Consider the following 21,559-nt stretch of genomic DNA (forward strand, 5'->3'; position numbering starts at 1 on the left):
CACTGCCCATTTTTTAGCCGCCTAAATTTTAAGCAATGCCCGGTCAAAGTGCAAAAAATCCGGCACACTGCCTGTTTTCGCGCCCTTTCCCCCTTCCGGTTTGTTGTCGCTCATCACCTTCGCGCGCTTGGCTCGGGTCGTGAATGCGCGGGGGGGACCTCGCTTCTGGCAAAAGGGGAACAACGTGAAACTGATCATAGCAGCGATCAAGCCGTTCAAGCTGGAGGAGGTGCGCGAGGCGCTCACCACCATCGGCGTGCGCGGCATGATGGTGACGGAAATCAAGGGCTTCGGCACCCAGTCGGGCCACACCGAAATCTACCGCGGCGCGGAATACGCCGTGAACTTCGTGCCCAAGGTCAAGCTCGAGATCGTCGTGGCCGACACCCTGGCCGAACAGGTCGTCGAGACCATCGCCAAGACGGCCCAGACCGGCAAGATCGGCGACGGCAAGATCTTCACCCTGGATGTCGACAGCGCGCTGCGGGTGCGCACCGGCGAAACCGACGGCGACGCGCTCTGAGACGGGCCGGACCGAGACAAAAAGGACCAATCCAATGAATATCAAGACATTCCTTCCCCTCGCGGCCGCCGCGGCACTTGTGCCGGCGCTCGGGTTTGCGCAGGAAGCCGAGGAAGCGGCGATGGCCACGGGCGAAGCCGCGGAACACACCCAGTTCATTCTCAACACGCTGCTGTTTCTTGTCGGCGGCTTCCTCGTGTTCTGGATGGCCGCGGGCTTCTCGATGCTCGAAGCGGGCCTCGTGCGCTCCAAGAACGTGACGATGCAGCTCACCAAGAACGTCGGCCTGTTTTCCATTGCCGCGATCATGTACTGGCTGATCGGCTTCAACCTGATGTATCCGGGCGATGGCTGGCTGATCCCGGGCTGGCTGGGGCCAATCTTCTCGCCCACCGTACTCGAAGCCGTGGGCGTTGGTGCCGATGGCGTCGGTGACATCACCTATGCTTCAGTCGGGTCGGATTTCTTCTTCCAGCTGATGTTCGCGGCCACCACCGCCTCGATCGTCTCCGGCACGCTGGCCGAGCGCGTCAAGCTGTGGCCCTTCCTGCTCTTCGTCGTCGTGCTGACCGGCTTGATCTACCCGATCGAAGCTTCCTGGCAGTGGGGTGGCGGCTGGCTGTCCGAGGCCGGGTTCTCCGATTTTGCCGGCTCCACGCTGGTGCACGCCGCAGGTGGCTTCGCCGCGCTCGCCGGTGCCATCGTGCTCGGCGCGCGGAAAGGTAAGTACGGCAAGGATGGCAAGGTCAACGCCATGCCCGGCTCGAACCTCGCACTGGCCACGCTCGGCACCTTCATCCTGTGGCTCGGCTGGTTCGGCTTCAACGGCGGCTCGCAACTTGCCATGGGCACGATCGGTGACGTGGCCGACGTGAGCCGGATCTTCGCCAACACCAACATGGCCGCCGCAGCCGGTGCCGTGGCCGCGCTGATCCTGACCCAGGTGATCTACAAGAAGGTCGACCTCACGATGGTGCTCAACGGCGCGCTCGCAGGCCTGGTCTCGATCACCGCCGAACCGCTCGCACCCTCGCTGTTCCAGGCGCTGATCATCGGCGGTATCGGCGGCGTGATCGTGGTCTTCGCCGTGCCGATGCTCGACAAGCTGAAGATCGACGACGTGGTCGGCGCCATCCCGGTGCACCTGATCGCGGGCTTCTGGGGCACCTTCATCGTGGCCTGGACCAACAGCGGTGCTTCCTTCGGCACGCAGATCATCGGCTTTGCCGCCATCGGTGCCTTCGTCTTCGTCACCAGCCTCGTGGTCTTCTACCTGATCAAGATGGTCATCGGCCTGCGGGTTTCCGAGGAAGCCGAGGTCATGGGGCTCGACAAGGCCGAGCTTGGCATGGAGGCCTACCCCGAGTTTACCCCCGGCTAAGCATTCCTCCCATTAGCCGCGAAAACCGGCCCGGGCGTTCGCGCCCGGGCTTCTTGTTGAAAAAATGGGCGGCTGCGCCGCGCAGTCCATTTCGATGAGGGGCGCTGCCCCTCAAACTCCCCGAGGTATTTCCGGACCCAAGAAGCCGAAACGCCGGGCCCTGAAGCCCGGCGTTGTGCGTTTTCTCGCGTCTGGCGGGTGGCTCAGACGCCCGCGTCGACGATCGCGTCTGCGAGGATGTCGATGGTACGCTCGTTCAGCCCGGCGATGTTCATCCGGCTGTCACCGACCATGTAGATCGCGTGCTTGTCGCGCATGTAGGCCACCTGCTCCGGGGTGGCCCCGAGCCGGGAGAACATGCCGCGATGCTCGGCGATGAAACCGAAACGGTCGGACCCGGTGCGCGCGCGCAGGGCCTCGGCAAGACGCTTGCGCAAGGCGAGCATGCCGGTGCGCACCGCTTCCAGTTCCGCCGCCCAGTCGGCCCGCAAGCTGGAATCGTCGAGGATCATCTGCACCAGCCTTGCGCCGTGGTCGGGCGGGAAGGAAAAGTTCTGACGGTTGAGATGGGCAAGGCTCGCCTGCGTCAGCGCCTTCGATTTCGCGGTGGGCGCGACCGCCATCAGAAGCCCGGTGCGCTCGCGGTAAAGGCCGAAGTTCTTCGAGCAGCTCGCCGCGATCATGGTTTCGGGCAGGCGCGCGGCAACAAGCCGGGTGCCCGCCGCGTCTTCCTCGAGCCCGTCGCCGAAGCCCTGGTAGGCGATGTCGATCAGGGGCACCGCGCCCTTGGCCTCAAGCAGCGTGGCGACCTCGTCCCATTGCGGCAGGGTGAGGTTGGCGCCGGTGGGGTTGTGGCAGGCACCGTGCAGGAGCACCACGTCGCCGGATTTCACCGCGCCGAGGTCTTCCATCATCCCGGCGAAATCCACCGCGCGGGACTCGTTGTCGAAGTAGCGATACTCGGTCATCTTCATGCCGAGGTGCCGGATGATCGAGGGATGGTTCGGCCAGGTCGGTGCCGAGAGCCAGACGGTGGCCTCCGGCGTGGCCATCTGGATCAGTTCGAGCGCCTGGTGGATCGCGCCGGTGCCGCCGGGCTGCGCCGCGAAGGCAAGGCGGTCGTCCTCGATCGTATCGCCCAGCACAAGTCCCGAAAGCGCACGACCGAAGGCCGGGTCGCCGGCGAGCGCGGTATAGGTCTTGGTGGTTTCCGCCTCCCAGAGCTGCTTCTCGGCGGCCTTTACCGCGCGCATCACCGGCGTGTTGCCCGAGGCGTCCTTGTAGACACCGACGCCGAGGTCGATCTTGGTGTCGCGCGGATCGTCACGATACTCGGCCATGAGCGCGATGATCTTGTCGGCGGGAAGTTCCTTGAGGTGTTCGAACATGGAGAGGGTCCTGTCTGGCATAGGCGGGGCGATCAGGCCCCGGTTGCGATCCTGAGGTCGTTGTACATGCCCCATTCGGCCCATGCGCCATCGTAGACGGCATGGCGGGGATGGCCGATGCGGGTGAGCGCGAGATCGAGGATGCAGGCATTGATCCCCGAGCCGCAGGTGGAAATCACTGGCTTGTCGAGGTCGATACCCGCCGCCGTGAACACCGCCGCGAGGTCTGCCGGGGATTTCATCGTCTGGTCGGCGTTGAGAAGTTCGCCCCAGGGCACGTTCTTGGAGCCCGGGATATGGCCCATGCGCAGGCCCGGCCGCGGTTCCGGCGCTTCGCCGCGAAACCGGTCGGCGGCGCGGGCATCGACGATCTGCCAGTCGCCCAGCTTCGAGGCGGCGGCAACCTGGGTGACATCCTTCACCATGTCGTTCTGACGCGTCACGGTCATGTGCCGGTCGCGCACCAGCGGGCGGGTATTGGTGACCGGGCGGCCCTCGGCCAGCCACTTCGGCAGGCCGCCATCGAGCACGGCGATATCGGACTTGCCCATCAGGCGGAACAGCCACCAGACGCGCGGCGCGGAGAAGATCCCGGCGCTGTCGTAGACCACCACCTGGTGCCCGTCGCCCACGCCCATCGCGCGCATCCGGCTCATGAATTTCTCCACCGGCGGCACCATGTGCGGCAACTCCGAGCGCAGATCGGCGATATCGTCGATATCGAAGAACCGCGCACCGCGGATGTGAGCCTCGGTGTAGTCCGCCTTCGGATCACGGTCGACATTCGGCAGATACCAGGAGGCATCGAGCAGCCGCAGGTCGGGGTCGTCGAGGTGTTGGGCCAGCCAGTCGGTCGAGACCAGTGTTTTCGGGTCGCTCTGAGGCATATCGGTTCCCCCGTTTTTCCAAAACCTTGCCTACAAAGCGGGGCGGAGCGAAGCAAGGGAATTAGGCGCGGTCGGCCCGCATGGCGAGAACCGCGCCGAGAAGCGCCACCGCGCCCCCCGCGACGAAGGCGTGGCCCAGTGTCGTGGCCCCGGCGATGGCCGCCCCGATGAAGGGCGCGCTGAGGATGGCGAGGGTGTTGATCGCCTCGCCGAGAGCCGCCATGCGCGCCATGTGACTCGGCGGCGTTTCGTTCTGGATCACGGTCCGGATCGGCACCAGCGCGGCCGCCGATGTGAACCCGACGAAGGCGGACCCGGCGAAAAACACCGGGTAGGGCGGCGCGACGGCAAGCGCGGCGGAAAGCCCAACGGCCGCGACGAGGGCCCCGGACGCCGCCATCGCGAAGGCAATCTGGCGAAACGGCCGGGCGCGCCCTGCGCCGCCCGAGAACAACGCGCCCGCCACGCCGCCCGCCCCGACCGCCGAGAGAATGAAGCCGAGCTGGATCTCGCTGAACCCGAAATCACGGGTCAGCGGGGCAAAGAAACTGTCGTAGAGAAAGACGCCGAAAAACCCCAGCGCCATGAGCCCGAGCGCATTCGACAGGGCCGGGCGGTCGCGGGCAATGTGCAGGCCCTCCGCCAGTTGCGCCAGCATCCCGCCCGCCGCCGCCCCGGTTTCGGCACGCGAGATCGGGGCGAGCCGCAGAAGCAGAAGCGCCGCAAGCGCCGACACCCCGGCATTCAGCAGAAAAACTTCGGCAGGTGCGAGCGCGACCAGCAGCATGCCGCCAAGGCCGGGCGCAACGATCTTTGCCGCCTGGTTCAACCCGAGGCTGAGGCCGTTCATCGCGGCGCGCTCGCCGGGTGCGGTCAATGCCTGGATCGACGCCTGCCGCGCCGGGGTGAAAAACGAGTCGAATGCCCCGCGCAGAAAGACCAGCGCAAGCAGCACCGGCCAGTCCTGTGCCAGCGCAAAGAGCGCCGTGGCACCGGCCTTGGCGACGTTGGACCAGATCATCACGCCGCGCAGCGGGAGCCGATCGGCAATCACCCCTGCCACCGGCCCGACAAGCAGGTAGGGCAGGCCCATGGCCACGGCGAGCAGCGCGAAGACCAACGGATCGACCTTCCAGCCATAGGCGAGAAGTGCTGCGAGCGCGGTGAAATCGAGCCAGTCGGCCAGATCGGCGGGTGCCTGCGCGACCAGCAGGCGCCGAAGCTGGGCGTTGCCACGGATCGCACCAAGGCCGCTTGTGTCGTTGTCCCAGGAGGCGGTCATCCGCGAAACCTAGCCAGCGCGGTGATCCTGGGCAAGTCGCAGGAAGCCCGGGTTGGCCCCGGTCCGCGCCGGTCACGTCACGATCATCGACCTGATCACGCCGACCAGCGCCGTGATGACGCCATCGCCGACGCCACCCGAGGCGACCTTGCCGCCGCCCGCGCCCGCGATGAGGCTGGGGATGAGGTATTCCATGTTTCCCTCCGGCGGGCTTGATTCCCGCATGTTGTGGGCACTCGCATCCGGCCCGCCGGCAAAGGCCAGCCGGGCGGCGACAATCGACCGAAGCGGAAGGATCAGCCTTTGTTACCCGTGGACGCGGCCCGCAGCAGGCGGTCTAGCGTGTCGCGGAAGCGGGCACGGTCGGCGCGTGAGAAGGCCCGTCCGCCGCCCTGGCGAAACGGATCGGCGGCGCGCAGATCGGTCATCAGGTCGCGGGTGGCGAGCACGGTGCCGATATTGGCCGCGGTGAAAGCCTCGCCATTGGGCTTGAGAGCGGCCGCACCGGCCTCGATCGCCCGCGCCGCGAGCGGGATGTCGCCGGTCACCACCACGTCGCCCGGCCCGGCCCGGTCGGCAATCCAGATGTCCGCGGCGTCTGGGTCGGCGGGCACGTAGACCATCTCGACGAAAGGGTTGGGCGAGGGCCGCAGCCCGCCGTTCGAGACGAAGACCGCAGGCACCTTGTGACGGGTGGCGATCTCCTCCACCTCGGCCTTGACCGGGCATGCGTCGGCATCGACGTAGATCATGAGGTCACCCAGGCGATCACCGCCGACACGGTCAGTACCGAGGCGGCGGTGGAAATCAGGATCGAGGCCGAGACCCGGTGCGGCGCAACTCCGTAATGCTGCGCGAGGATGAAGACATTGCCCGCCACCGGCAGCGCGGCGGCGGCGATCATCACCCCGGCGGCGAAGGGCTCCACCGGCAGCACGACAAGCGCCATCACCGCCACCGCGGCCGGGTGCAGCACCAGCTTGGCAAAGGAAAGCCAACCCGCCACCGCGAGTCGCTCGGCCGACTTGGTGGCCAGCGAGGCCCCGATCGCGAACAGCGCGCCCGGGGTGGCGGCGGCCCCGAGAATGTCGAGCGTGGCGGTCACCGGCCCGGGCAGCGGCCAGCCGGTGGCCGACCACGCAAGCCCCACCACGATCGACACGATCATCGGGTTGCGCAAGAGCCCGAGGCCCACCGACCCCAGCACCGCCGGGCTCACCCGCCCGTCACGCCGCGCGGTGATCACGATCACGATCAGGCTGCCAAACACGATCAGGTCGACCACGAGCACCATCATCACCGGCCCGATCGCGGCTTCGCCCAGCAGCATCACCAGCATCGGGATGCCGAGAAAGCCGACATTGCCGATCACCGCGCATTGCGCCTCGACGGCGGCCTCTTCCATACCGCGCGCCCGAAACAACGCGATCGCGGTCGCCAGCAGGTAAACCGCGAGCGTCCCGACCAGGTAGGCGAGGAGAAAATCGCGGTCGAACAGGGCGCGAAGGTCGAGCCGGGCGGAAAACTTCAAAAGCATGGCCGAGAGCGCGAAATAGAACACGAATTTCGTCAGCGCCGCGGTCGCCTCGGCACTGAAGAACCCACGCCGACCGGCCCCGTACCCGAGGCCGATCAGGGCGAAGAATGGCAAGGTCTGGATCAATACCGCGAGCATGAGTGGCACCTAGCATGGCAATTCTTGCAAGACCATGCCGCCAAAGCCTTTTCCCTCACGCTGAGACTTTGTTCCAATACCGCCCAAGGTGTGAAACTGTGGAACGCACCATGTTGCACCTGACTTGTTGCACGCGCACAGGGCTATGATATGACGCGCCGCTCCCAGTTGCGAGGCCCAGATGGACCACTTTGACTACCGCGCCGGCATTCTCCACGCCGAAGACGTCGCCATCCCGGAGATCGCGGCCGCCATCGGCACGCCGTTCTACGTCTATTCCGCCGCCACCCTGCGGCGGCATTTCCGGGTCTTCGACGAAGCCCTGGCGGGGATGGATCACCTCGTCTGCTACGCGGTCAAGGCCAATTCCAACGTCGCTGTGCTCAAGCTCCTTGGCGACATGGGCGCGGGCATGGACGTGGTGTCGGGCGGCGAATACCTGCGCGCGAAAGCGGCCGGCGTACCGGGCGAACGGATCGTGTTTTCCGGCGTCGGCAAGACCCGCGAGGAGATGCGCCTCGCGCTCGAAGGCGGCATCCGCCAGTTCAACCTCGAAAGCGAACCCGAGATGCTGGCGCTGTCCGAGGTGGCCACCAGCATCGGCGTGACAGTGCCGGTGACAATCCGCGTCAATCCCGATGTCGACGCCAAGACCCATGCGAAGATCTCCACCGGCAAGAGCGAGAACAAGTTCGGCATCCCGCTCGCCCGCGCCCGTGAGGCCTATGCCGAAACCGCCGCGCAACCCGGGCTGAAAGTGGTCGGGATCGACGTGCATATCGGCTCGCAACTCACCGACCTCGCGCCCTATCGTGCGGCCTATGAGAAGGTCGCGGAACTGACGAGGATCCTGCGCGCCGATGGCCACGAGATCACCCGGCTCGATCTCGGCGGCGGCCTCGGCATCCCCTACGAGCGCTCCAACGCCGCCCCGCCGCTGCCGGTGGATTACGGTCAGGTCGTGCGCGAAACCGTGGGCGACCTCGGCTGCGAGATCGAGATCGAACCCGGCCGCCTGATCGCCGGCAACGCCGGTCTGATGGTCACAAGGGTGATCTTCATCAAGCAGGGCGCGGGCCGGAAATTCCTGATCCTCGACGCGGCGATGAACGACCTCGTGCGCCCGTCGATGTACGAGGCGCATCACGATATCGTCCCGGTCATCGAGCCCGCGCCGGATGCCAGCCATGACAGCTACGACATCGTCGGCCCGGTCTGCGAAACCGGCGACACCTTCGCGCGTCAGCGCAGCCTGCCGGTCTTCGCGCCCGACGATCTCGTGGCCTTCCGCTCGGCGGGGGCTTACGGCGCAGTGATGGCCTCGGAATACAACACCCGGCCGATGATCCCCGAAGTGCTCGTCGACGGCGACCGCTTCGCGCTGATCCGGGCGCGGCCGAGCTACGACGAGATCCTCTCGCGCGATATCCTGCCCGACTGGCTCGCCGACTGATCACATTGCCGCCAATCGCCGGGCCCCGGCCTATGAAGCGGGGCCCGGCGCGGTTATGCTGGAGCCGGACGCCCCGACAAACCGGGGCGCAAAGGGCCCCCGGATGACGCGCACCAACCTGCCCGACGATATCGCAAGGCGGCTTGCCCGCCCGCTTCGGCGCACCCTCGCCGGGCTCTGGGCGGAGCGCACCGCGCGGGCGTTCTGGCCGCTGGCCACGGTGGTCATGGCGCTCGGGGCGCTGATGCTCTCGGGGATGCTCGCGATCTGGCCCGGCCGTCTGGGGCAGACGCTCCTCGCCCTGCTCGCGCTGCTCGGTCTTGCCGCCCTCGGGCAGGGCATCCGCACCTTCCGCGTGCCCAACCGTCGCGAGGCACTCGCCCGGCTCGATGCCACGCTGCCCGGTGCCCCGATCACCACGTTGACCGATACCCAGGCCATCGGTGCCAAAGATCCCGCCAGCGCAGCCGTCTGGGCCGCGCACCGCGCCCGCGAAGCGGCCCGCCTCGACGGGCTGCGCGCTCCCGCGCCCAATCCCGGCCTGCCCCGGCGCGATCCTTTCGCATTGCGCCTTATCGCAGCCACCGCGCTGGCCGTGGCGCTGGTCTTCGGCGCAGGCACCGAACGCGGCGATCTGGCCGCTCTCATGCCCGGCAGCGCCGAGGCCGCGCTGTCGCAGTCGAGTTGGGAAGGCTGGATCGAGCCGCCGTCCTACACCGGCAAGCCCACGCTCTATCTTGCCGACCAACCGCCCGGGCAACTCGAAGTGCCGAGCGGTGCCCGGGTCACGTTGAGGCTCTACGGCAAACTCGGCGAGATCGACATTGCCGAGACCTATTCGGACGATCGCACCGAAGAAGCCGCGGCCTCCCACCTGTTCAAGATCGACGGCGACGGCCAACTCAGGATCGGCAAGGATACCTGGGATATCGTGGCGATCCCCGATGCGCCGCCGCGGATCCAGACTTCCGGCGATCTCACCCGCACGCTCGACGGCGAAATGCGCCTGCCGTTCGCCGCCAGCGACGATTACGGCGTGTCTGCCGGGCGGGCCCGGATCGCGCTCGACCTGCCCCGGGTCGAGCGCCGCCACGGCCTTGCCCCCTCGCCCGAACCGCGCACCCCGATCACCGTCGATCTGCCGATGCCCTACCGCGGCGACCGCAGCGAGATCGAGGAAATGCTGATCGACAACCTCGCCGAGCACCCTTGGGCGGAGCTTGCCGTGACGGTCACGCTCAGTGCCACCGATGCCGCCGGGCAAACCGGCGAGAGCGCCCCGGTGGAGATCGTGCTGCCCGGGCGGCGCTTCCTGAACCCGCTGGCCCGCGCCATCGTTGAGCAACGCCGCGATATCCTGTGGACGATCGAGAACGCACCGCGGGTCGCGCGGGTGCTCCGGGCAATCTCGAACCGTCCCGAAGAGCTTTTTGCCGACGACAACCAGTATCTCCAGTTGCGCACCGCGGTCCGCGAACTGGAATCCGACGACCTGACCGCCGAAACCCGGGACGAGACCGCCGACGCATTGTGGCAGATCGCCGTCGAGATCGAGGACGGCAGCCTCACCGACGCACTGGAACGGTTGCGGCAGGCCCGCGAACGGCTTTCCGAGGCGATGCGGCAGGGCGCGACGCCCGAGGAACTCGCCGAGTTGATGCAGGAATACCGCGACGCGATGCGCGACTACATGGAGGAACTGGCCCGGCGCGAGCCCGAGAATCGCACCGACGAACCCGACCAGGGCGAAGGCATGGAAATGAGCCAGCAAGACCTGCAGGAGTTGATGGACCGGATCGAGGAACTGATGCAGGAGGGCCGCATGGACGAGGCCCAGCAGTTGCTCGATATGCTCCAGCAGATGATGGAAAACATGCAGATGACCGAGGGCGCGTCCGGTCAGCAGGGCCAATCCCCCGGCGAACAGTCGATGGAAGGGCTGGCCGAAACTCTGCGCGATCAGCGCGGCCTTTCCGATGAAGCCTTCCGCGATCTGCAGGAACAGATGAACCCGGGCGCGCAGCCCGGCGAGTCGGGTGAGAACACCGGGCGCGACGGCGGCGAGGGCCGTGGCCGCGACCATGGCGGCGAGGGCGGCGAACCGGCCGAGCCCGGCGGCGAACCGGGCGGTGGCTCGGCACAAAGCCTGTCCGACCGCCAGCGCGCACTGGAAGACGAACTGTCGCGGCAGCGCGACAACCTGCCCGGCGCGGGCACCCCCGAAGGCGACGCCGCCCGCGAGTCGCTCGACCGCGCCGGCCGCGCGATGGACGAAGCCGCCGATGCGCTGGAACAGGACGATATCCCCGGCGCGCTCGATCGGCAGGCCGAAGCGATGGAGGCCCTGCGCGAGGGCATGCGCAACCTCGAAGACTCGATGCGCCGCGAAGCCCAGTCCGGTCAGGATGGTCAGCAAGGCCGACTCGCCGGCGACCCCTCGGGCACCGAGCGGTCGGACCCGCTCGGCCGCAGGCCCGGCGGCGCGGGTGCCTCGGCAACCGACGGACCGCTGGAAGACCGCGAAGACGTCTACCGCCGCGCGCAGGAACTGATGGAAGAATTGCGCCGCCGCGCCGGCGAGGCAGAACGCCCCGACATCGAACGCGACTATCTGAGGCGGTTGCTCGACCTGTTCTGAAACGGCAGCGGCAGCAGGCCGCGATCAGGCGTCTCCGACCAGCGCCTCGATCTGCGCGATGAGCCCCTGCATCGTCGTGTCGAGCCATGCCCGCCCGGCGTTCACCGCCTCGACATAGGCCACCAGCGCGGGTTCGATCGCCGGAATCGTCTCCGACAGGTTCGGTGCCAGCATGTAGACCGCCAGCAGCAAGGCCGCGAGGAAGATCACCAGGAAGAAGCCACGCGCAAATCCGCCGCTGCGCGCACCTTCAACGAAGGTCACATCCGCGTCGCGGTCCATGCCGCGCCCGTCCAGGGTGGAATTGATTTCCTCGATATCGGGAAAAAGCTCGCGCCGCGGTGGTCGCGCGCGCGCATCCTCGGGTTCGGCCTCCGGTGGGGTTTCGGGCTCGGCCACGTCCTCTTCGATCGCCTCGTCTTCATCGAGGCCACGCATCCGCGCCATCCGTTCGCGCGCGATCCTGCGGCGTTCTTCTTCAGGCGACGGGCTGCTGTCGAGCCCGAGATCGGGCTGGGTTTCAACCTGTTCGGCCGCCCGGCGCGACAATTCGTGCTCGGCCTCCTCGCGCAGGATCGAACGGACCTCCTCGCCCATCGTGGGCCGACCTGCCGCTTCGGGTTCCGAAACCTCGTCAGCCCCCTCGCCAGCCTGCGCAGCGACCTCCGGCTCGGCATCGTCGGCCGCGCGTTCTTCCGGGGTGAATTCGTCGGGGGCGGCGCTCTCGTCTTCGCCTTGAGCTTCGGCGGCCAGACCTTCCGCTTCACCTTCATCCTCGGGCAGGAGGGTGTCGTCGTGGTCGGGCAGCGCCGCGCCGTCATCGGCCTCGGGGTAGCCCAGCGGCATCTGGTACCAGGCATGGCCACAGGCCGAACATTGCACGTCGCGGCCCGAGTCCGGGATAACGCGATCGTCAACCTCGTATTGTGCGCCGCAATTGGGGCAAACCAAACGCATTCTGCCCACGCCCTCTTTCCTTCTTCCCGACCGCAACGTCGGGCCCCGTTCCTGCCCCAGTATGCGGAGGGAAACACCGGAAATCAAACCTTTGCAATCCCGTGATTGAAACAAATCGCCCGGTGGGGCAAAACAGTCGCCAACGAGGGAAGGGTTTCCGGGCGTGATCGAATTCGAGGAAGTCACCTATGGCTACGGCGGCACACCGCTGCTTGCAGAGGTATCGCTGAAGCTCGCACCGGGTTCGTTCCACTTCCTCACCGGCCCTTCCGGCGCGGGCAAGACCACGCTGCTCAAACTGTGTTACGGCGATCTGATCGCCCAGCAGGGGCGGGTGGCGCTGTTCGGACAGGACGCCCGCCTGCTCAGCCGCGATGACGTGGCGCTCACCCGGCGGCGCATCGGCGTCGTGCACCAGGACCAGAAGTTTCTCGATCACCTCTCGGTGGCCGAAAACGTCGCCCTGCCCCTCACCGTGTCTGGCCGCAGCGCAACCGACGACGATATCCGCGAGTTGATCGGCTGGGTCGGGCTGGAGAACCAGCAATTCGCCAAACCGCCCGAATTGTCCGGCGGCGAACGCCAGCGTGCGGCGCTGGCCCGGGCGATCATCATGAGCCCGGAAGTGATCCTTGCCGACGAACCCACCGGCAACGTCGATTGGGACATGTCGCTGCGGCTCCTGAAGCTGATGGTCGAACTGAACCGGATGGGCAAGACGATCATGATCGCCACCCACGATCTCAACCTGATCCGCGCCGCCAAGCAGCAGGTTCAGGCCAGGGTGCTGCGGATTGCAAATCACCGGCTGCAACTCGCGGGGTCCAACCTGTGATCCCGCGCCCCTCTGCCCTCCTGCACCTGCTCGCGGGCGATGCCCAGGCCGACCGCGTGGTGCCGCCCACCGGGATCACCGCCCGGCTCACCACCTTCGCCGCCGCCGCGATGGCCTTCCTCACCGTCTTCGCCCTTGCCCTTTCGCTCGCCACCGGGCGGCTGGCCGATCGCTGGGGCACGGCCCTCGCACAAAGCTCGACCATCCGGATTTCCGCCCCCGAGGAGCAGATGGACGCGCAGGTGCTCGCGGTGATGGACGTGCTCGCGACCACGCCCGGCATCCGCGATGCCCGCGTGCTCACCGACGACGAGCAGCGCGCCCTGCTGGAGCCGTGGTTCGGCCCCGACCTGCCGCTCGACACGCTGCCGGTGCCCCGGCTGATCGAGGTTCTGGAAACCGAGGAGGGCTACGATTCCGCCGGGTTGCGCGCCCGACTCGCCGGAGAGGCTCCCGGCGCGGTGCTCGACGATCATACCCGCTGGCGCGAACCGCTGGTGCGTGCCGCCGACCGGCTGCGGGCGCTGGGGCTGATCTCGATCGGGCTGATCGCAACCACCACCGCCGTGATCATCACGCTCGCCGCCTCCGCCGCCCTTGCCGCCAACGAACAGGTGATCCGGGTGCTGCGCCTCGTCGGTGCCCGCGATGCCTACATCGCCCGTGCCTTCGTGCGCCGCTTCACCCTGCGCGCGCTCGCCGGCGCGGCGCTCGGCGCGGCGTTCGGCATGGCCGCGATCTGGCTCCTGCCCGACGCCGACCCCACCGGCGGCTTTCTCACCGGGCTGGGCTTTCAGGGTGGCGAATGGCTGCTGCCGCTGCTGATCCCGCCGCTTGCCGCGCTCGTCGCCTTCGCCGCCACGCGGCGGGCCGCGCTGGCCACGCTCAAGGAACGCAGTTGATGAAAACCGCCCTGCAACTCCTCCGCTCGCTTGTCTTCATCACCGTGATGTATCTCGGGATGGCGGTGATTGCCCTTGCCTATTTCCCCCTCACGCTGATCGACCGTGCATGGGCCTTCCGCACCATCCACATCTACACCCACTTCGTGCGATGGGCGGCGCGCGTGATCGTCGGCTTGCGCTCCGAGATCCGTGGAACGCCGCCCGAGGGCGAGGTGATCATCGCCTCCAAGCACCAGAGTTTCTTCGATATCATCCTGATCGTCTCCGCCGTGCCCCGGCCGAAGTTCATCATGAAGAAGGAACTCATCCACACCCCCTTCGTCGGCTACTACGCCAGGGCCATCGGCTGCATCCCGGTCGACCGTGGGAAACGGGGCGCGGCGGTCAAGCAGATGGTGGCGGACGTGAAAGCGGGTCAGGCCAATCCCGGGCAGCTCATCATCTTCCCGCAAGGCACCCGCGTCGCTGCCGGCGCCCACAAACCCTACAAGATCGGCACCGGCGCGCTCTACAGGGAAACCGGGCAGACGGTGATCCCGGCCGCGACCAACGTCGGCGTGTTCTGGAAACGCCACGGGCTGATGCGCTGGCCCGGTCTTGCGGTGGTGGAATTTCTGCCCGCCGTCGAAGGCGGGCTCCCGGTCGATGCGTTCATGGCCCGGCTGGAAGACAGTATCGAAACCGCCTCGAACCGGCTGATGGCCGAGGCAGGCTTCCGGATCGAGGCCGACCTTGGCGACGATTGAAACCATCGAAGCACTTGAGGCGCTCTATGGTGCGCCCGGCCAACCCGCCGTTGCCAAGGTCACAAGCAGGCTCACCCCGAGCCAGCGGGCATGGATCGAACGCAGCCGGTTTTGCGTGCTCTCCACCGTCGGTCCGGAAGGCACCGATGGCAGCCCGCGCGGTGACGACGGGCCGGTGGTGCGGGTGGCGGACGACCGCACCCTTCTCCTGCCCGACTGGCGCGGCAACAACCGGATCGACAGCTTGCGCAACATTGTCCGCGACGGGCGCGTCTCGCTGATTTTCCTGATCCCCGGCTCCAACACCGCGATGCGGGTGAATGGCAGCGCCAATCTGCGGACAGACCCCGATCTCCTCGCCGGTTTCGAGAAGGCGGGAAAGTTGCCGCGGTGCGTCATCGCGGTGCGGATCGCCGAGGTCTACCCGCAATGCGCCCGGGCCCTGATGCGCGCGGAGCTGTGGACCGCGGGGGATCAGGCGCAGGGCCTGCCCGGCATCGGCGACATGCTGCGCGAAGCCTCGGGTGGCGGCATCGACGGCGCAGCCTACGATGCGGCCTGGCCCGCGCGGGCAAAAACCTCGATGTGGTGAGCGCGGCTCAGATCCCGCGCGCGAGAATATAGCCGTTACTGTCGGGGTCTTCGTCGTGATACTCGCGCGTGACCACGCCGGGCATCTTGGCGAATTCGGCTTGCAGGTTCTCGGGGAACATCGTCGTGCGGATCGACTCGAAGCCGGGCAACTCGCGCAAGATGCTCGCGATCGAGTTCGCGCAATAGGCGTGCGGCACCGGGCCATTGGCCTTGACCAGCGCGAGCGCGGTTTCGGCCACCTCCGCCGAGACGACGAGATCCTGCCGCACCACCCGCCAACTCGCGCGCGAATGGTAATCGATGTAGAAATCCACCGCCGCGTTTGTCATCCCGTGGATCACGTCATGTCGCTCCGGCAGGCGCGGATGGTTGAAACTTCCGGCCGGATCGAACAGCACCCGCTCGGAGGGGGCCGACACCAGCAGCGACGAATGCCCGCCATTGCCCGACTTGACGTTGATGACCGAGAAAAGCGTCAGCGACGACGGCCCCGAGGCGGAGAAACGCGCACGCTCCACGGCCTCATCCGGTGCCCAGACCGGATCGGGCATGGCACAGGCGGAAAGGCCAAGAAGCGCAAAAAGAAGAATCGCGAACCTACGCATGGCGAACATGTACCTCGTGAATCAAACAAAAGAATGACACCCGGGCACAAGATCGCGCCCGGGTCGAAATGTTCAGGCGTTGAAAAGCGCCATCAGGACGACCAGCACGAGAATCACCATCACCGAGCGAACCGTGACCTTGATGAAACCCTCGAAGGTTTTTTCCTGCACGCGGGTGTCCATCGTGCCGTGTTTGTGTTCAGCCATGTTATCCCTCACCGTCTGAAGCCAATTCTGTTTCCAACGAGGATTAGACGATTTGTCGCGGCCTGTCACGACCCGCGTGCGCGCGCGAACACGCTTGTGACCAGGGCGTTTTGCCCTTGCCACGCAGGGAGAACCCGCCTATACGGCCCCCTCAATCCGCGCGGCCGGCCGAAGAGGCATGCCGAGTCGCGTGTCACGGGGTTAACTCGAAGGAGACCGAAATGCCCAAGATGAAGACGAAGTCGAGCTGCAAGAAGCGGTTCAAGGTGACGGCCACCGGCCGCATCGTGCGGGCCCAGGCCGGCAAGCGCCATGGCATGATCAAGCGCACCAACAAGTTCCTGCGCAACGCGCGCGGAACCACGCTGTTGTCGAAGGCTGATGAGCAGATCATCAAGCCGATGATGCCCTATTCGCGCTAAGGAGGCCTGAACCATGCCCCGCACCAAAGGTGGAACCACCACCCACGCCCGCCACAAGAAGGTGATCAAGGCCGCCAAAGGCTATTACGGTCGCCGTTCCAACGTTTTCAAGACCGCGACCCAGGCTGTCGACAAGGCCAACCAGTATGCCACCCGCGACCGCAAGCAGCGCAAGCGCAATTTCCGCGCCCTGTGGATCCAGCGCATCAACGCCGCCGTGCGCGCGCATGACGAGGCGCTGACCTATTCGCGCTTCATCAACGGTCTGTCGCTGGCCGGCATCGAGGTTGACCGCAAGGTGCTTGCCGATCTCGCCGTGAACGAGCCCGACGCCTTTACCGCCATCGTCGACAAGGCGAAGGCCGCGCTCGCATAAGCTCCCGTTCGGGAACATGCATTTCAGAAGCCGCGGACCTGCAAGGGTCTCGCGGCTTCTTGTCTTTCAGGCCCCGCATGGTATCGACGGGCCAACCGCAAAAGAGGGCTCGGAAATGGACGATCTGAGGCAAAAGTATCTCGAAGCCATCGCAGGCGCAGGCAGCGAGGCCGCACTGGAAGAGATCCGCGTTGCCGCCGTGGGCAAGAAGGGCGAAGTCGCGCTCCAGATGCGCGAACTGGGCAAGATGACGCCTGAAGAGCGGCAGGTGATGGGGCCGAAGCTCAACGCGCTGAAGGACGAGATCAATTCGGCCCTTGCCGCCAAGAAAGAGGCGCTGGGCGATGCCGCGCTCGATGAGCGGCTGAAAACCGAGTGGCTCGACGTGACCCTGCCCGCGCGGCCCCGCCCGGCGGGCACGATCCACCCGGTGAGCCAGGTCACCGAGGAAGTCACCACGATCTTCGCCGACATGGGCTTTTCCGTTGCCGAAGGCCCGCAGATCGAGACCGACTGGCACAATTTCGACGCTTTGAACATCCCGCCGCACCACCCCGCGCGGCAGGAGTTCGATACCTTCTACATGCACCGCGCCGAGGGCGACAACCGCCCGCCGCACGTGCTGCGCACCCACACCAGCCCGGTGCAGATCCGCGCGATGCTGGCCCAAGGCGCGCCGATCCGGGTGATCGCGCCGGGCCGGGTCTATCGCTCCGACTACGACCAGACCCACACGCCGATGTTCCACCAGATCGAGGGGCTGGCGATCGACCGCGATATCTCCATGGCCAACCTCAAGTGGGTGCTGGAAGAATTCTGCCGCGCCTTCTTCGAGGTCGACGAGGTGGAACTCCGCTTCCGCGCCTCGCACTTCCCCTTCACCGAACCGAGCGCCGAGGTCGACCTGCGGTGCTCGTGGGAAGACGGGCGGCTCAAGGTGGGCGAGGGCGACGACTGGATGGAGATCCTCGGCTCCGGCATGGTACACCCGAAGGTGCTGGAAGCCTCCGGCGTGGATCCGACCGAATGGCAGGGCTTCGCGTTTGGGATCGGGATCGACCGTCTGGCGATGCTGAAATACGGCATTCCGGATTTGCGGGCGTTCTTTGACAGCGATCTGCGCTGGCTGAGGCACTACGGGTTTTCCGCGCTGGATATGCCGACGATGCGGGGGGGATTGTCGCGGTGATCTGTTGGCCCGTGATCGGTACGCTTATTGCGTCAGGAACTGCTTTGTTAATCGCCTTTGTGGCTTATCCTTGGCAGAAAGAGAAAGACCGGAGGTTGCAGCTCGATGCCGAGAAGCGTCAAGCATATAGAGAGTTTTTTGCAACCCTCCAGCATCTTCTTCGCATATCCAGCACATCCGAAAGACCGGGCGTCTCTGAAGCAATGATCGAAACCCGAAAGGCTTTCAACGCGCTGGTGTTCTACGCACCGATTGAAGTCATTGAGGCGTGCCGAGGAATCATCGACAAGCTTATCGAGTACAATCGCGCACGAGACTCGAGCCCCGACCGGAACCACAACTTACTGTTCAACGAAGCTCTTCGGCTAGACCAAGAGGCTATGAGCATGGCGAGAGCTGATGTTGGATTCTTCAAAGGTGAGGATCAAGAAGCGGCAGCCAAGTTTCTTTATGGGAAATCGTACGAACCGGGCGACGGCATTTGATAGAGCAAATTGAAACTCTTCTCACTCCCTCCGAAGGCCCAGCCAAACCTGTAGGGTGGGGTTCCACCCCACCTCTGGGAATGGCGGGGTGAAACCCCGCCCTACATCGCAATAGGCATGCAAATGACCGACGACATGGAAGACCTGCAAGTCACCTATCCCGGCGCGGGGACGTTCAAGTTCGGCGACAGCGCCGCGCTCTGTGCCGAACTCATCGCCCTCGTGCGCTCCGGCAAGAAGCGCGCCACCTGTGCGGCGCTCTCGGAGTTCGAGGCGGAGCCGGAGGCGATGCCCGAGGTCGGCCGCTGCGATATCGCCGCGAACTGGGATGGCACCCCGGCGCTGGTGATCCGCACCACGCGCCTGCACAAGATCCGCTTTTGCGACGTGCCCGAGGAACTGGCGCTGGCCGAGGGCGAGGACGAGACGCTGGAGGGCTGGCGCAAGGGGCATGAGGCCTATTTCACCCGCAACGGCGGGTTTGACCCCGAAATGATGCTGCTGTTCGAGGAATTCGAGCTTGTCGAGGATCTGGCAGACCGCTGAGCGGTGCCGAAAGAGGAAAAGACATGAAATTCACACTCTCCTGGCTGAAAGACCACCTCGACACCACGGCGTCGGTGGACGAGATCGCGGAAACCCTCACCGACCTTGGCCTTGAGGTCGAGGGCATCGAGAACCCGCTGGCCACGCTCAAGGGCTTCACACTCGGCAAGGTGAAACACGCCGAACAGCACCCCGACGCCGACCGGCTGCGCGTTTGCATCGTCGAGACCGACGAGGGCGACAAGCAGATCGTCTGCGGCGCGCCCAATGCCCGCGAGGGGATCACCGTGGTGATCGCCAAGCCCGGCGATTACGTGCCGGGGATCGACCTCACGCTTTCCGTGGGCAAGATCCGGGGCGTGGAATCGCACGGCATGATGGCCTCGGAGCGCGAGTTGGAACTCAGCGACGAGCACACCGGCATCATCGAGCTGCCCTCGGGCGAGGTGGGCGAGAGCTTCGCCGACTGGATGGCGAAGAACCGGCCCGAGAAGGTCGACCCGGTGATCGAGATCGCGATCACCCCCAACCGCCCCGACGCGCTCGGCGTGCGCGGCATCGCCCGCGATCTGGCCGCGCGCGGCCTTGGCACGCTGAAACCGATGAAAACCGCCAAGGTCGAGGGCAAGTTCCCCTGCCCGATCACCGTCACCATCGACGACGACACCCGCGAGCACGGCTGCGAAGTTTTCATGGGCCGGCTCATCCGGGGTGTGAAGAACGGCCCCTCGCCCGCGTGGCTGCAACAGCGCCTGCGCGCCATCGGGCTTCGGCCGATCTCGGCGCTGGTGGATGTGACCAACTTCTTCACCTACGACATGAATCGCCCGCTCCATGTCTTCGACGCCGACAAGGTGCGTGGCAATCTCCGGGTGCACCGCACCACGGGCGGCGAAACCCTGATCGGCCTCGACGAGAAGGAATACAGCTTCCCCGCGGGGTCCGTGGTGATCTCGGACGCCGAGGAGATCGAGAGCATCGCCGGGATCATGGGTGGCCTGCGCACCGGCTGCACCGAGGAAACGGAGAACGTCTTCCTCGAAGCCGCCGTCTGGGACACGATCCAGATCGCCAAGACCGGCCGGGCCACGAAGATCAACTCCGACGCCCGCTATCGCAACGAGCGCGGCATCGACCCGGCGTTCAACGCCCCCGCCATCGAACTGGCGACGCAGATGATCATCGAGTTCTGCGGCGGCGAGCCTTCCGACGTGGTGACGGCGGGCGAGGTGCCCGACGTCAGCCGCGCCTACAAGCTCGACACCGACCGGGTGCAATCGCTGGTGGGGATGGACATCCCCGCCGAAGAACAGCGCCGCACGCTCGAAGCGCTCGGCTTCCGGCTGGAAGGCGACATGGCCCATGTGCCCTCGTGGCGGCCCGACGTGATGGGCGAAGCCGATCTCGTGGAGGAAGTCGCCCGCATCGCGTCGCTGACCAAGCTCGTCGGCAAGCCGATGAGCCGGGCGCATGTCGGCGTGCCCAAGGCCGTGCTGACCCCGATCCAGAAGCGCGAGAACATCGCCCGGCGCACCATGGCCGCGCTCGGTTACAACGAGGCGGTGACCTATTCCTTCATCGACAAGGACAGCGCAGAGCTTTTCGGCGGCGGGGCGGATGCCACGATGCTGGAAAACCCGATCTCGTCGGAAATGAGCCACATGCGGCCCGATCTCCTGCCCGGGCTGTTGCAGGCCGCCGCCCGCAACCAGGCCCGCGGCTTCATGGATCTCGCGCTGTTCGAGGTCGGCCCCGCCTTCGACGGTGGCGAGCCGGAGGAAAGTCATTTGCAGGTTGCCGGCCTTCTCGTCGGTGGCTCGGCCCCGCGCGACCCCTGGGGGTCGCGCCGCCCGGTCGATGTCTACGATGCCAAGGCCGATGCCGAGGCGGTGCTGTCCGCCATCGGCGCCCCGGCCAAACAGATGATCCTGCGAGGCACATCGGCGTGGTGGCATCCGGGCCGGTCCGGCCAGATCAGCCTCGGGCCGAAGAACATCCTCGCCACTTTCGGCGAGGTGCACCCCAAGGTGCTCGACCGCATGGGCGTGAAGGGCCCCGCGGTCGCCTTCACGCTCTGGCCCGAGCGCGTGCCCTTCCCCAAGTCCAGCGGCGCGACCCGGCCCGCCCTTGCGGCTTCTGATCTGCAACCGGTCGAACGCGATTTCGCTTTCGTCGTCGATGCCGGCGTCGAGGCGCTCACGCTGGTGAACGCCGCGCAGGGTGCCGACAAGACGCTGATCGCGAACGTGTCGGTGTTCGACGAGTTCCACGGGCCGAAGGCCGAGGCACAGATGGGCGCGGGCAAGAAGTCGCTCGCGATCACCGTCCGGTTGCAACCGCGCGACAAGACCCTCACCGACGCCGAGATCGAGGCGGTGGGCCAGAAGATCATCGAGAAGGTCGCCAAGGCCACCGGCGGGGCGCTGCGCGGCTGACCCGCGCGGCCGCCGCAACCATCGGAGGCT

23 protein-coding genes are annotated in these 21,559 nt (G+C 66.4%); 14 read left to right on the forward strand and 9 right to left on the reverse strand.

Features of this window, described 5'->3' with window-relative positions:
* Positions 1-184 precede the first annotated feature (184 nt).
* Together B9Y97_RS05850 and B9Y97_RS05855 are read left to right on the forward strand one after the other, a co-directional pair.
* Complete coding sequence (locus B9Y97_RS05850; RefSeq protein WP_085528127.1) at positions 185-523, forward strand: P-II family nitrogen regulator; 339 nt, start codon at positions 185-187, stop codon at positions 521-523.
* A 34-nt stretch (positions 524-557) separates the two neighbouring features.
* Positions 558-1,904 (forward strand): ammonium transporter, encoded by a 1,347-nt coding sequence (locus B9Y97_RS05855; RefSeq protein ID WP_085525863.1) that lies wholly within the window; start codon positions 558-560, stop codon positions 1,902-1,904.
* 203 nt (positions 1,905-2,107) lie between these two features.
* Here B9Y97_RS05855 and B9Y97_RS05860 read toward each other — a convergent pair whose 3' ends face one another.
* The 6 genes from B9Y97_RS05860 to B9Y97_RS05880 form a co-directional block, all read right to left on the reverse strand.
* The gene (locus B9Y97_RS05860; RefSeq protein ID WP_085525864.1) at positions 2,108-3,292 is read right to left on the reverse strand and encodes an amino acid aminotransferase; all 1,185 of its coding nucleotides are present in this window, start codon (positions 3,290-3,292) and stop codon (positions 2,108-2,110) included.
* A 32-nt stretch (positions 3,293-3,324) separates the two neighbouring features.
* Positions 3,325-4,179, reverse strand: a complete 855-nt coding sequence (gene sseA, locus B9Y97_RS05865) for a 3-mercaptopyruvate sulfurtransferase (RefSeq protein WP_085525865.1) — start codon at positions 4,177-4,179, stop codon at positions 3,325-3,327.
* A 61-nt stretch (positions 4,180-4,240) separates the two neighbouring features.
* A complete protein-coding gene (locus B9Y97_RS05870) occupies positions 4,241-5,461 on the reverse strand; it encodes an MFS transporter (protein ID WP_085525866.1) in 1,221 nt (406 codons plus the stop codon).
* A 72-nt stretch (positions 5,462-5,533) separates the two neighbouring features.
* Positions 5,534-5,656 (reverse strand): hypothetical protein, encoded by a 123-nt coding sequence (locus B9Y97_RS18325; protein WP_254900861.1) that lies wholly within the window; start codon positions 5,654-5,656, stop codon positions 5,534-5,536.
* A gap of 101 nt (positions 5,657-5,757) precedes the next feature.
* Positions 5,758-6,213: a YaiI/YqxD family protein gene (locus B9Y97_RS05875; protein ID WP_085525867.1), complete on the reverse strand. Its 456-nt coding sequence runs from the start codon at positions 6,211-6,213 to the stop codon at positions 5,758-5,760.
* Positions 6,210-7,136 carry an AEC family transporter gene (locus tag B9Y97_RS05880; protein WP_085525868.1) on the reverse strand — a complete coding sequence of 309 codons (927 nt, stop codon included), beginning with the start codon at positions 7,134-7,136 and terminating at the stop codon, positions 6,210-6,212. The genes B9Y97_RS05875 and B9Y97_RS05880 overlap by 4 nt, the downstream gene beginning before the upstream one ends.
* 181 nt (positions 7,137-7,317) lie before the next feature.
* Between B9Y97_RS05880 and lysA the strand changes: the two genes are divergently transcribed.
* Together lysA and B9Y97_RS05890 are read left to right on the forward strand one after the other, a co-directional pair.
* Positions 7,318-8,589 (forward strand): diaminopimelate decarboxylase, encoded by a 1,272-nt coding sequence (gene lysA / locus B9Y97_RS05885; RefSeq protein ID WP_085525869.1) that lies wholly within the window; start codon positions 7,318-7,320, stop codon positions 8,587-8,589.
* Between the two features lie 103 nt (positions 8,590-8,692).
* Positions 8,693-11,227, forward strand: a complete 2,535-nt coding sequence (locus B9Y97_RS05890; protein WP_085528129.1) for a TIGR02302 family protein — start codon at positions 8,693-8,695, stop codon at positions 11,225-11,227.
* 24 nt (positions 11,228-11,251) lie between these two features.
* Here B9Y97_RS05890 and B9Y97_RS05895 read toward each other — a convergent pair whose 3' ends face one another.
* A complete protein-coding gene (locus B9Y97_RS05895) occupies positions 11,252-12,184 on the reverse strand; it encodes a zinc-ribbon domain-containing protein (RefSeq protein WP_085525870.1) in 933 nt (310 codons plus the stop codon).
* Between the two features lie 163 nt (positions 12,185-12,347).
* On the opposite strand from B9Y97_RS05895, the gene B9Y97_RS05900 reads away from it, so the two are divergent.
* The 4 genes from B9Y97_RS05900 to B9Y97_RS05915 are packed head-to-tail and all read left to right on the forward strand — an operon-like array spanning position 12,348 to position 15,262.
* The gene (locus B9Y97_RS05900) at positions 12,348-13,019 is read left to right on the forward strand and encodes a cell division ATP-binding protein FtsE (RefSeq protein ID WP_085525871.1); all 672 of its coding nucleotides are present in this window, start codon (positions 12,348-12,350) and stop codon (positions 13,017-13,019) included.
* A complete protein-coding gene (locus B9Y97_RS05905) occupies positions 13,016-13,921 on the forward strand; it encodes a cell division protein FtsX (protein WP_085525872.1) in 906 nt (301 codons plus the stop codon). Before B9Y97_RS05900 ends, B9Y97_RS05905 begins: the two co-directional genes overlap by 4 nt.
* Positions 13,921-14,670: a lysophospholipid acyltransferase family protein gene (locus B9Y97_RS05910; RefSeq protein WP_085525873.1), complete on the forward strand. Its 750-nt coding sequence runs from the start codon at positions 13,921-13,923 to the stop codon at positions 14,668-14,670. Before B9Y97_RS05905 ends, B9Y97_RS05910 begins: the two co-directional genes overlap by 1 nt.
* Positions 14,657-15,262 (forward strand): pyridoxamine 5'-phosphate oxidase family protein, encoded by a 606-nt coding sequence (locus B9Y97_RS05915; RefSeq protein WP_085525874.1) that lies wholly within the window; start codon positions 14,657-14,659, stop codon positions 15,260-15,262. The genes B9Y97_RS05910 and B9Y97_RS05915 overlap by 14 nt, the downstream gene beginning before the upstream one ends.
* A 7-nt stretch (positions 15,263-15,269) precedes the next feature.
* Here B9Y97_RS05915 and B9Y97_RS05920 read toward each other — a convergent pair whose 3' ends face one another.
* Positions 15,270-15,869, reverse strand: a complete 600-nt coding sequence (locus tag B9Y97_RS05920) for a hypothetical protein (RefSeq protein ID WP_085528130.1) — start codon at positions 15,867-15,869, stop codon at positions 15,270-15,272.
* A 72-nt stretch (positions 15,870-15,941) separates the two neighbouring features.
* Positions 15,942-16,076: an aa3-type cytochrome c oxidase subunit IV gene (locus B9Y97_RS05925; protein ID WP_085525875.1), complete on the reverse strand. Its 135-nt coding sequence runs from the start codon at positions 16,074-16,076 to the stop codon at positions 15,942-15,944.
* Between the two features lie 221 nt (positions 16,077-16,297).
* Here B9Y97_RS05925 and rpmI point away from each other — a divergent pair, with 221 nt between their 5' ends.
* The 6 genes from rpmI (at position 16,298) to pheT (ending at position 21,529) form a co-directional block, all read left to right on the forward strand.
* Positions 16,298-16,498: a 50S ribosomal protein L35 gene (gene rpmI / locus B9Y97_RS05930; RefSeq protein WP_085525876.1), complete on the forward strand. Its 201-nt coding sequence runs from the start codon at positions 16,298-16,300 to the stop codon at positions 16,496-16,498.
* Between the two features lie 13 nt (positions 16,499-16,511).
* On the forward strand, positions 16,512-16,874 hold the full coding sequence (gene rplT, locus B9Y97_RS05935; RefSeq protein ID WP_085525877.1) for a 50S ribosomal protein L20: 363 nt from the start codon (positions 16,512-16,514) through the stop codon (positions 16,872-16,874).
* 115 nt (positions 16,875-16,989) lie between these two features.
* Complete coding sequence (pheS, locus tag B9Y97_RS05940) at positions 16,990-18,063, forward strand: phenylalanine--tRNA ligase subunit alpha (protein ID WP_085525878.1); 1,074 nt, start codon at positions 16,990-16,992, stop codon at positions 18,061-18,063.
* An 11-nt stretch (positions 18,064-18,074) separates the two neighbouring features.
* A complete protein-coding gene (locus B9Y97_RS17900; RefSeq protein ID WP_139828240.1) occupies positions 18,075-18,548 on the forward strand; it encodes a hypothetical protein in 474 nt (157 codons plus the stop codon).
* Positions 18,549-18,671: 123 nt separating this feature from the next.
* On the forward strand, positions 18,672-19,094 hold the full coding sequence (locus tag B9Y97_RS05950) for an ASCH domain-containing protein (protein WP_085525880.1): 423 nt from the start codon (positions 18,672-18,674) through the stop codon (positions 19,092-19,094).
* 23 nt (positions 19,095-19,117) lie between these two features.
* Positions 19,118-21,529: a phenylalanine--tRNA ligase subunit beta gene (gene pheT / locus B9Y97_RS05955; RefSeq protein WP_085525881.1), complete on the forward strand. Its 2,412-nt coding sequence runs from the start codon at positions 19,118-19,120 to the stop codon at positions 21,527-21,529.
* Positions 21,530-21,559 lie beyond the last annotated feature (30 nt).

This window comes from Maritimibacter sp. HL-12 (genome assembly GCF_900177545.1).
In the GTDB taxonomy this organism is placed as follows: Bacteria; Pseudomonadota; Alphaproteobacteria; order Rhodobacterales; family Rhodobacteraceae; genus Sinisalibacter.

What these genes read in the sequence shown, in the direction of transcription:
- pheT (WP_085525881.1), top strand. Translation starts at nt 19,118, where the DNA reads ATGAAATTCACACTCTCCTGGCTGAAAGACCACCTCGACACCACGGCG.
- B9Y97_RS05880 (WP_085525868.1), bottom strand. Translation starts at nt 7,136, where the DNA reads ATGCTCGCGGTATTGATCCAGACCTTGCCATTCTTCGCCCTGATCGGC.
- B9Y97_RS05910 (WP_085525873.1), top strand. Translation starts at nt 13,921, where the DNA reads ATGAAAACCGCCCTGCAACTCCTCCGCTCGCTTGTCTTCATCACCGTG.
- B9Y97_RS05875 (WP_085525867.1), bottom strand. Translation starts at nt 6,213, where the DNA reads ATGATCTACGTCGATGCCGACGCATGCCCGGTCAAGGCCGAGGTGGAG.
- pheS (WP_085525878.1), top strand. Translation starts at nt 16,990, where the DNA reads ATGGACGATCTGAGGCAAAAGTATCTCGAAGCCATCGCAGGCGCAGGC.
- B9Y97_RS05925 (WP_085525875.1), bottom strand. Translation starts at nt 16,076, where the DNA reads ATGGCTGAACACAAACACGGCACGATGGACACCCGCGTGCAGGAAAAA.
- B9Y97_RS05890 (WP_085528129.1), top strand. Translation starts at nt 8,693, where the DNA reads ATGACGCGCACCAACCTGCCCGACGATATCGCAAGGCGGCTTGCCCGC.
- B9Y97_RS05950 (WP_085525880.1), top strand. Translation starts at nt 18,672, where the DNA reads ATGACCGACGACATGGAAGACCTGCAAGTCACCTATCCCGGCGCGGGG.
- B9Y97_RS05855 (WP_085525863.1), top strand. Translation starts at nt 558, where the DNA reads ATGAATATCAAGACATTCCTTCCCCTCGCGGCCGCCGCGGCACTTGTG.
- B9Y97_RS05920 (WP_085528130.1), bottom strand. Translation starts at nt 15,869, where the DNA reads ATGCGTAGGTTCGCGATTCTTCTTTTTGCGCTTCTTGGCCTTTCCGCC.
- B9Y97_RS05895 (WP_085525870.1), bottom strand. Translation starts at nt 12,184, where the DNA reads ATGCGTTTGGTTTGCCCCAATTGCGGCGCACAATACGAGGTTGACGAT.
- B9Y97_RS05860 (WP_085525864.1), bottom strand. Translation starts at nt 3,292, where the DNA reads ATGTTCGAACACCTCAAGGAACTTCCCGCCGACAAGATCATCGCGCTC.
- lysA (WP_085525869.1), top strand. Translation starts at nt 7,318, where the DNA reads ATGGACCACTTTGACTACCGCGCCGGCATTCTCCACGCCGAAGACGTC.
- sseA (WP_085525865.1), bottom strand. Translation starts at nt 4,179, where the DNA reads ATGCCTCAGAGCGACCCGAAAACACTGGTCTCGACCGACTGGCTGGCC.
- B9Y97_RS05870 (WP_085525866.1), bottom strand. Translation starts at nt 5,461, where the DNA reads ATGACCGCCTCCTGGGACAACGACACAAGCGGCCTTGGTGCGATCCGT.
- B9Y97_RS18325 (WP_254900861.1), bottom strand. Translation starts at nt 5,656, where the DNA reads ATGGAATACCTCATCCCCAGCCTCATCGCGGGCGCGGGCGGCGGCAAG.
- rplT (WP_085525877.1), top strand. Translation starts at nt 16,512, where the DNA reads ATGCCCCGCACCAAAGGTGGAACCACCACCCACGCCCGCCACAAGAAG.
- rpmI (WP_085525876.1), top strand. Translation starts at nt 16,298, where the DNA reads ATGCCCAAGATGAAGACGAAGTCGAGCTGCAAGAAGCGGTTCAAGGTG.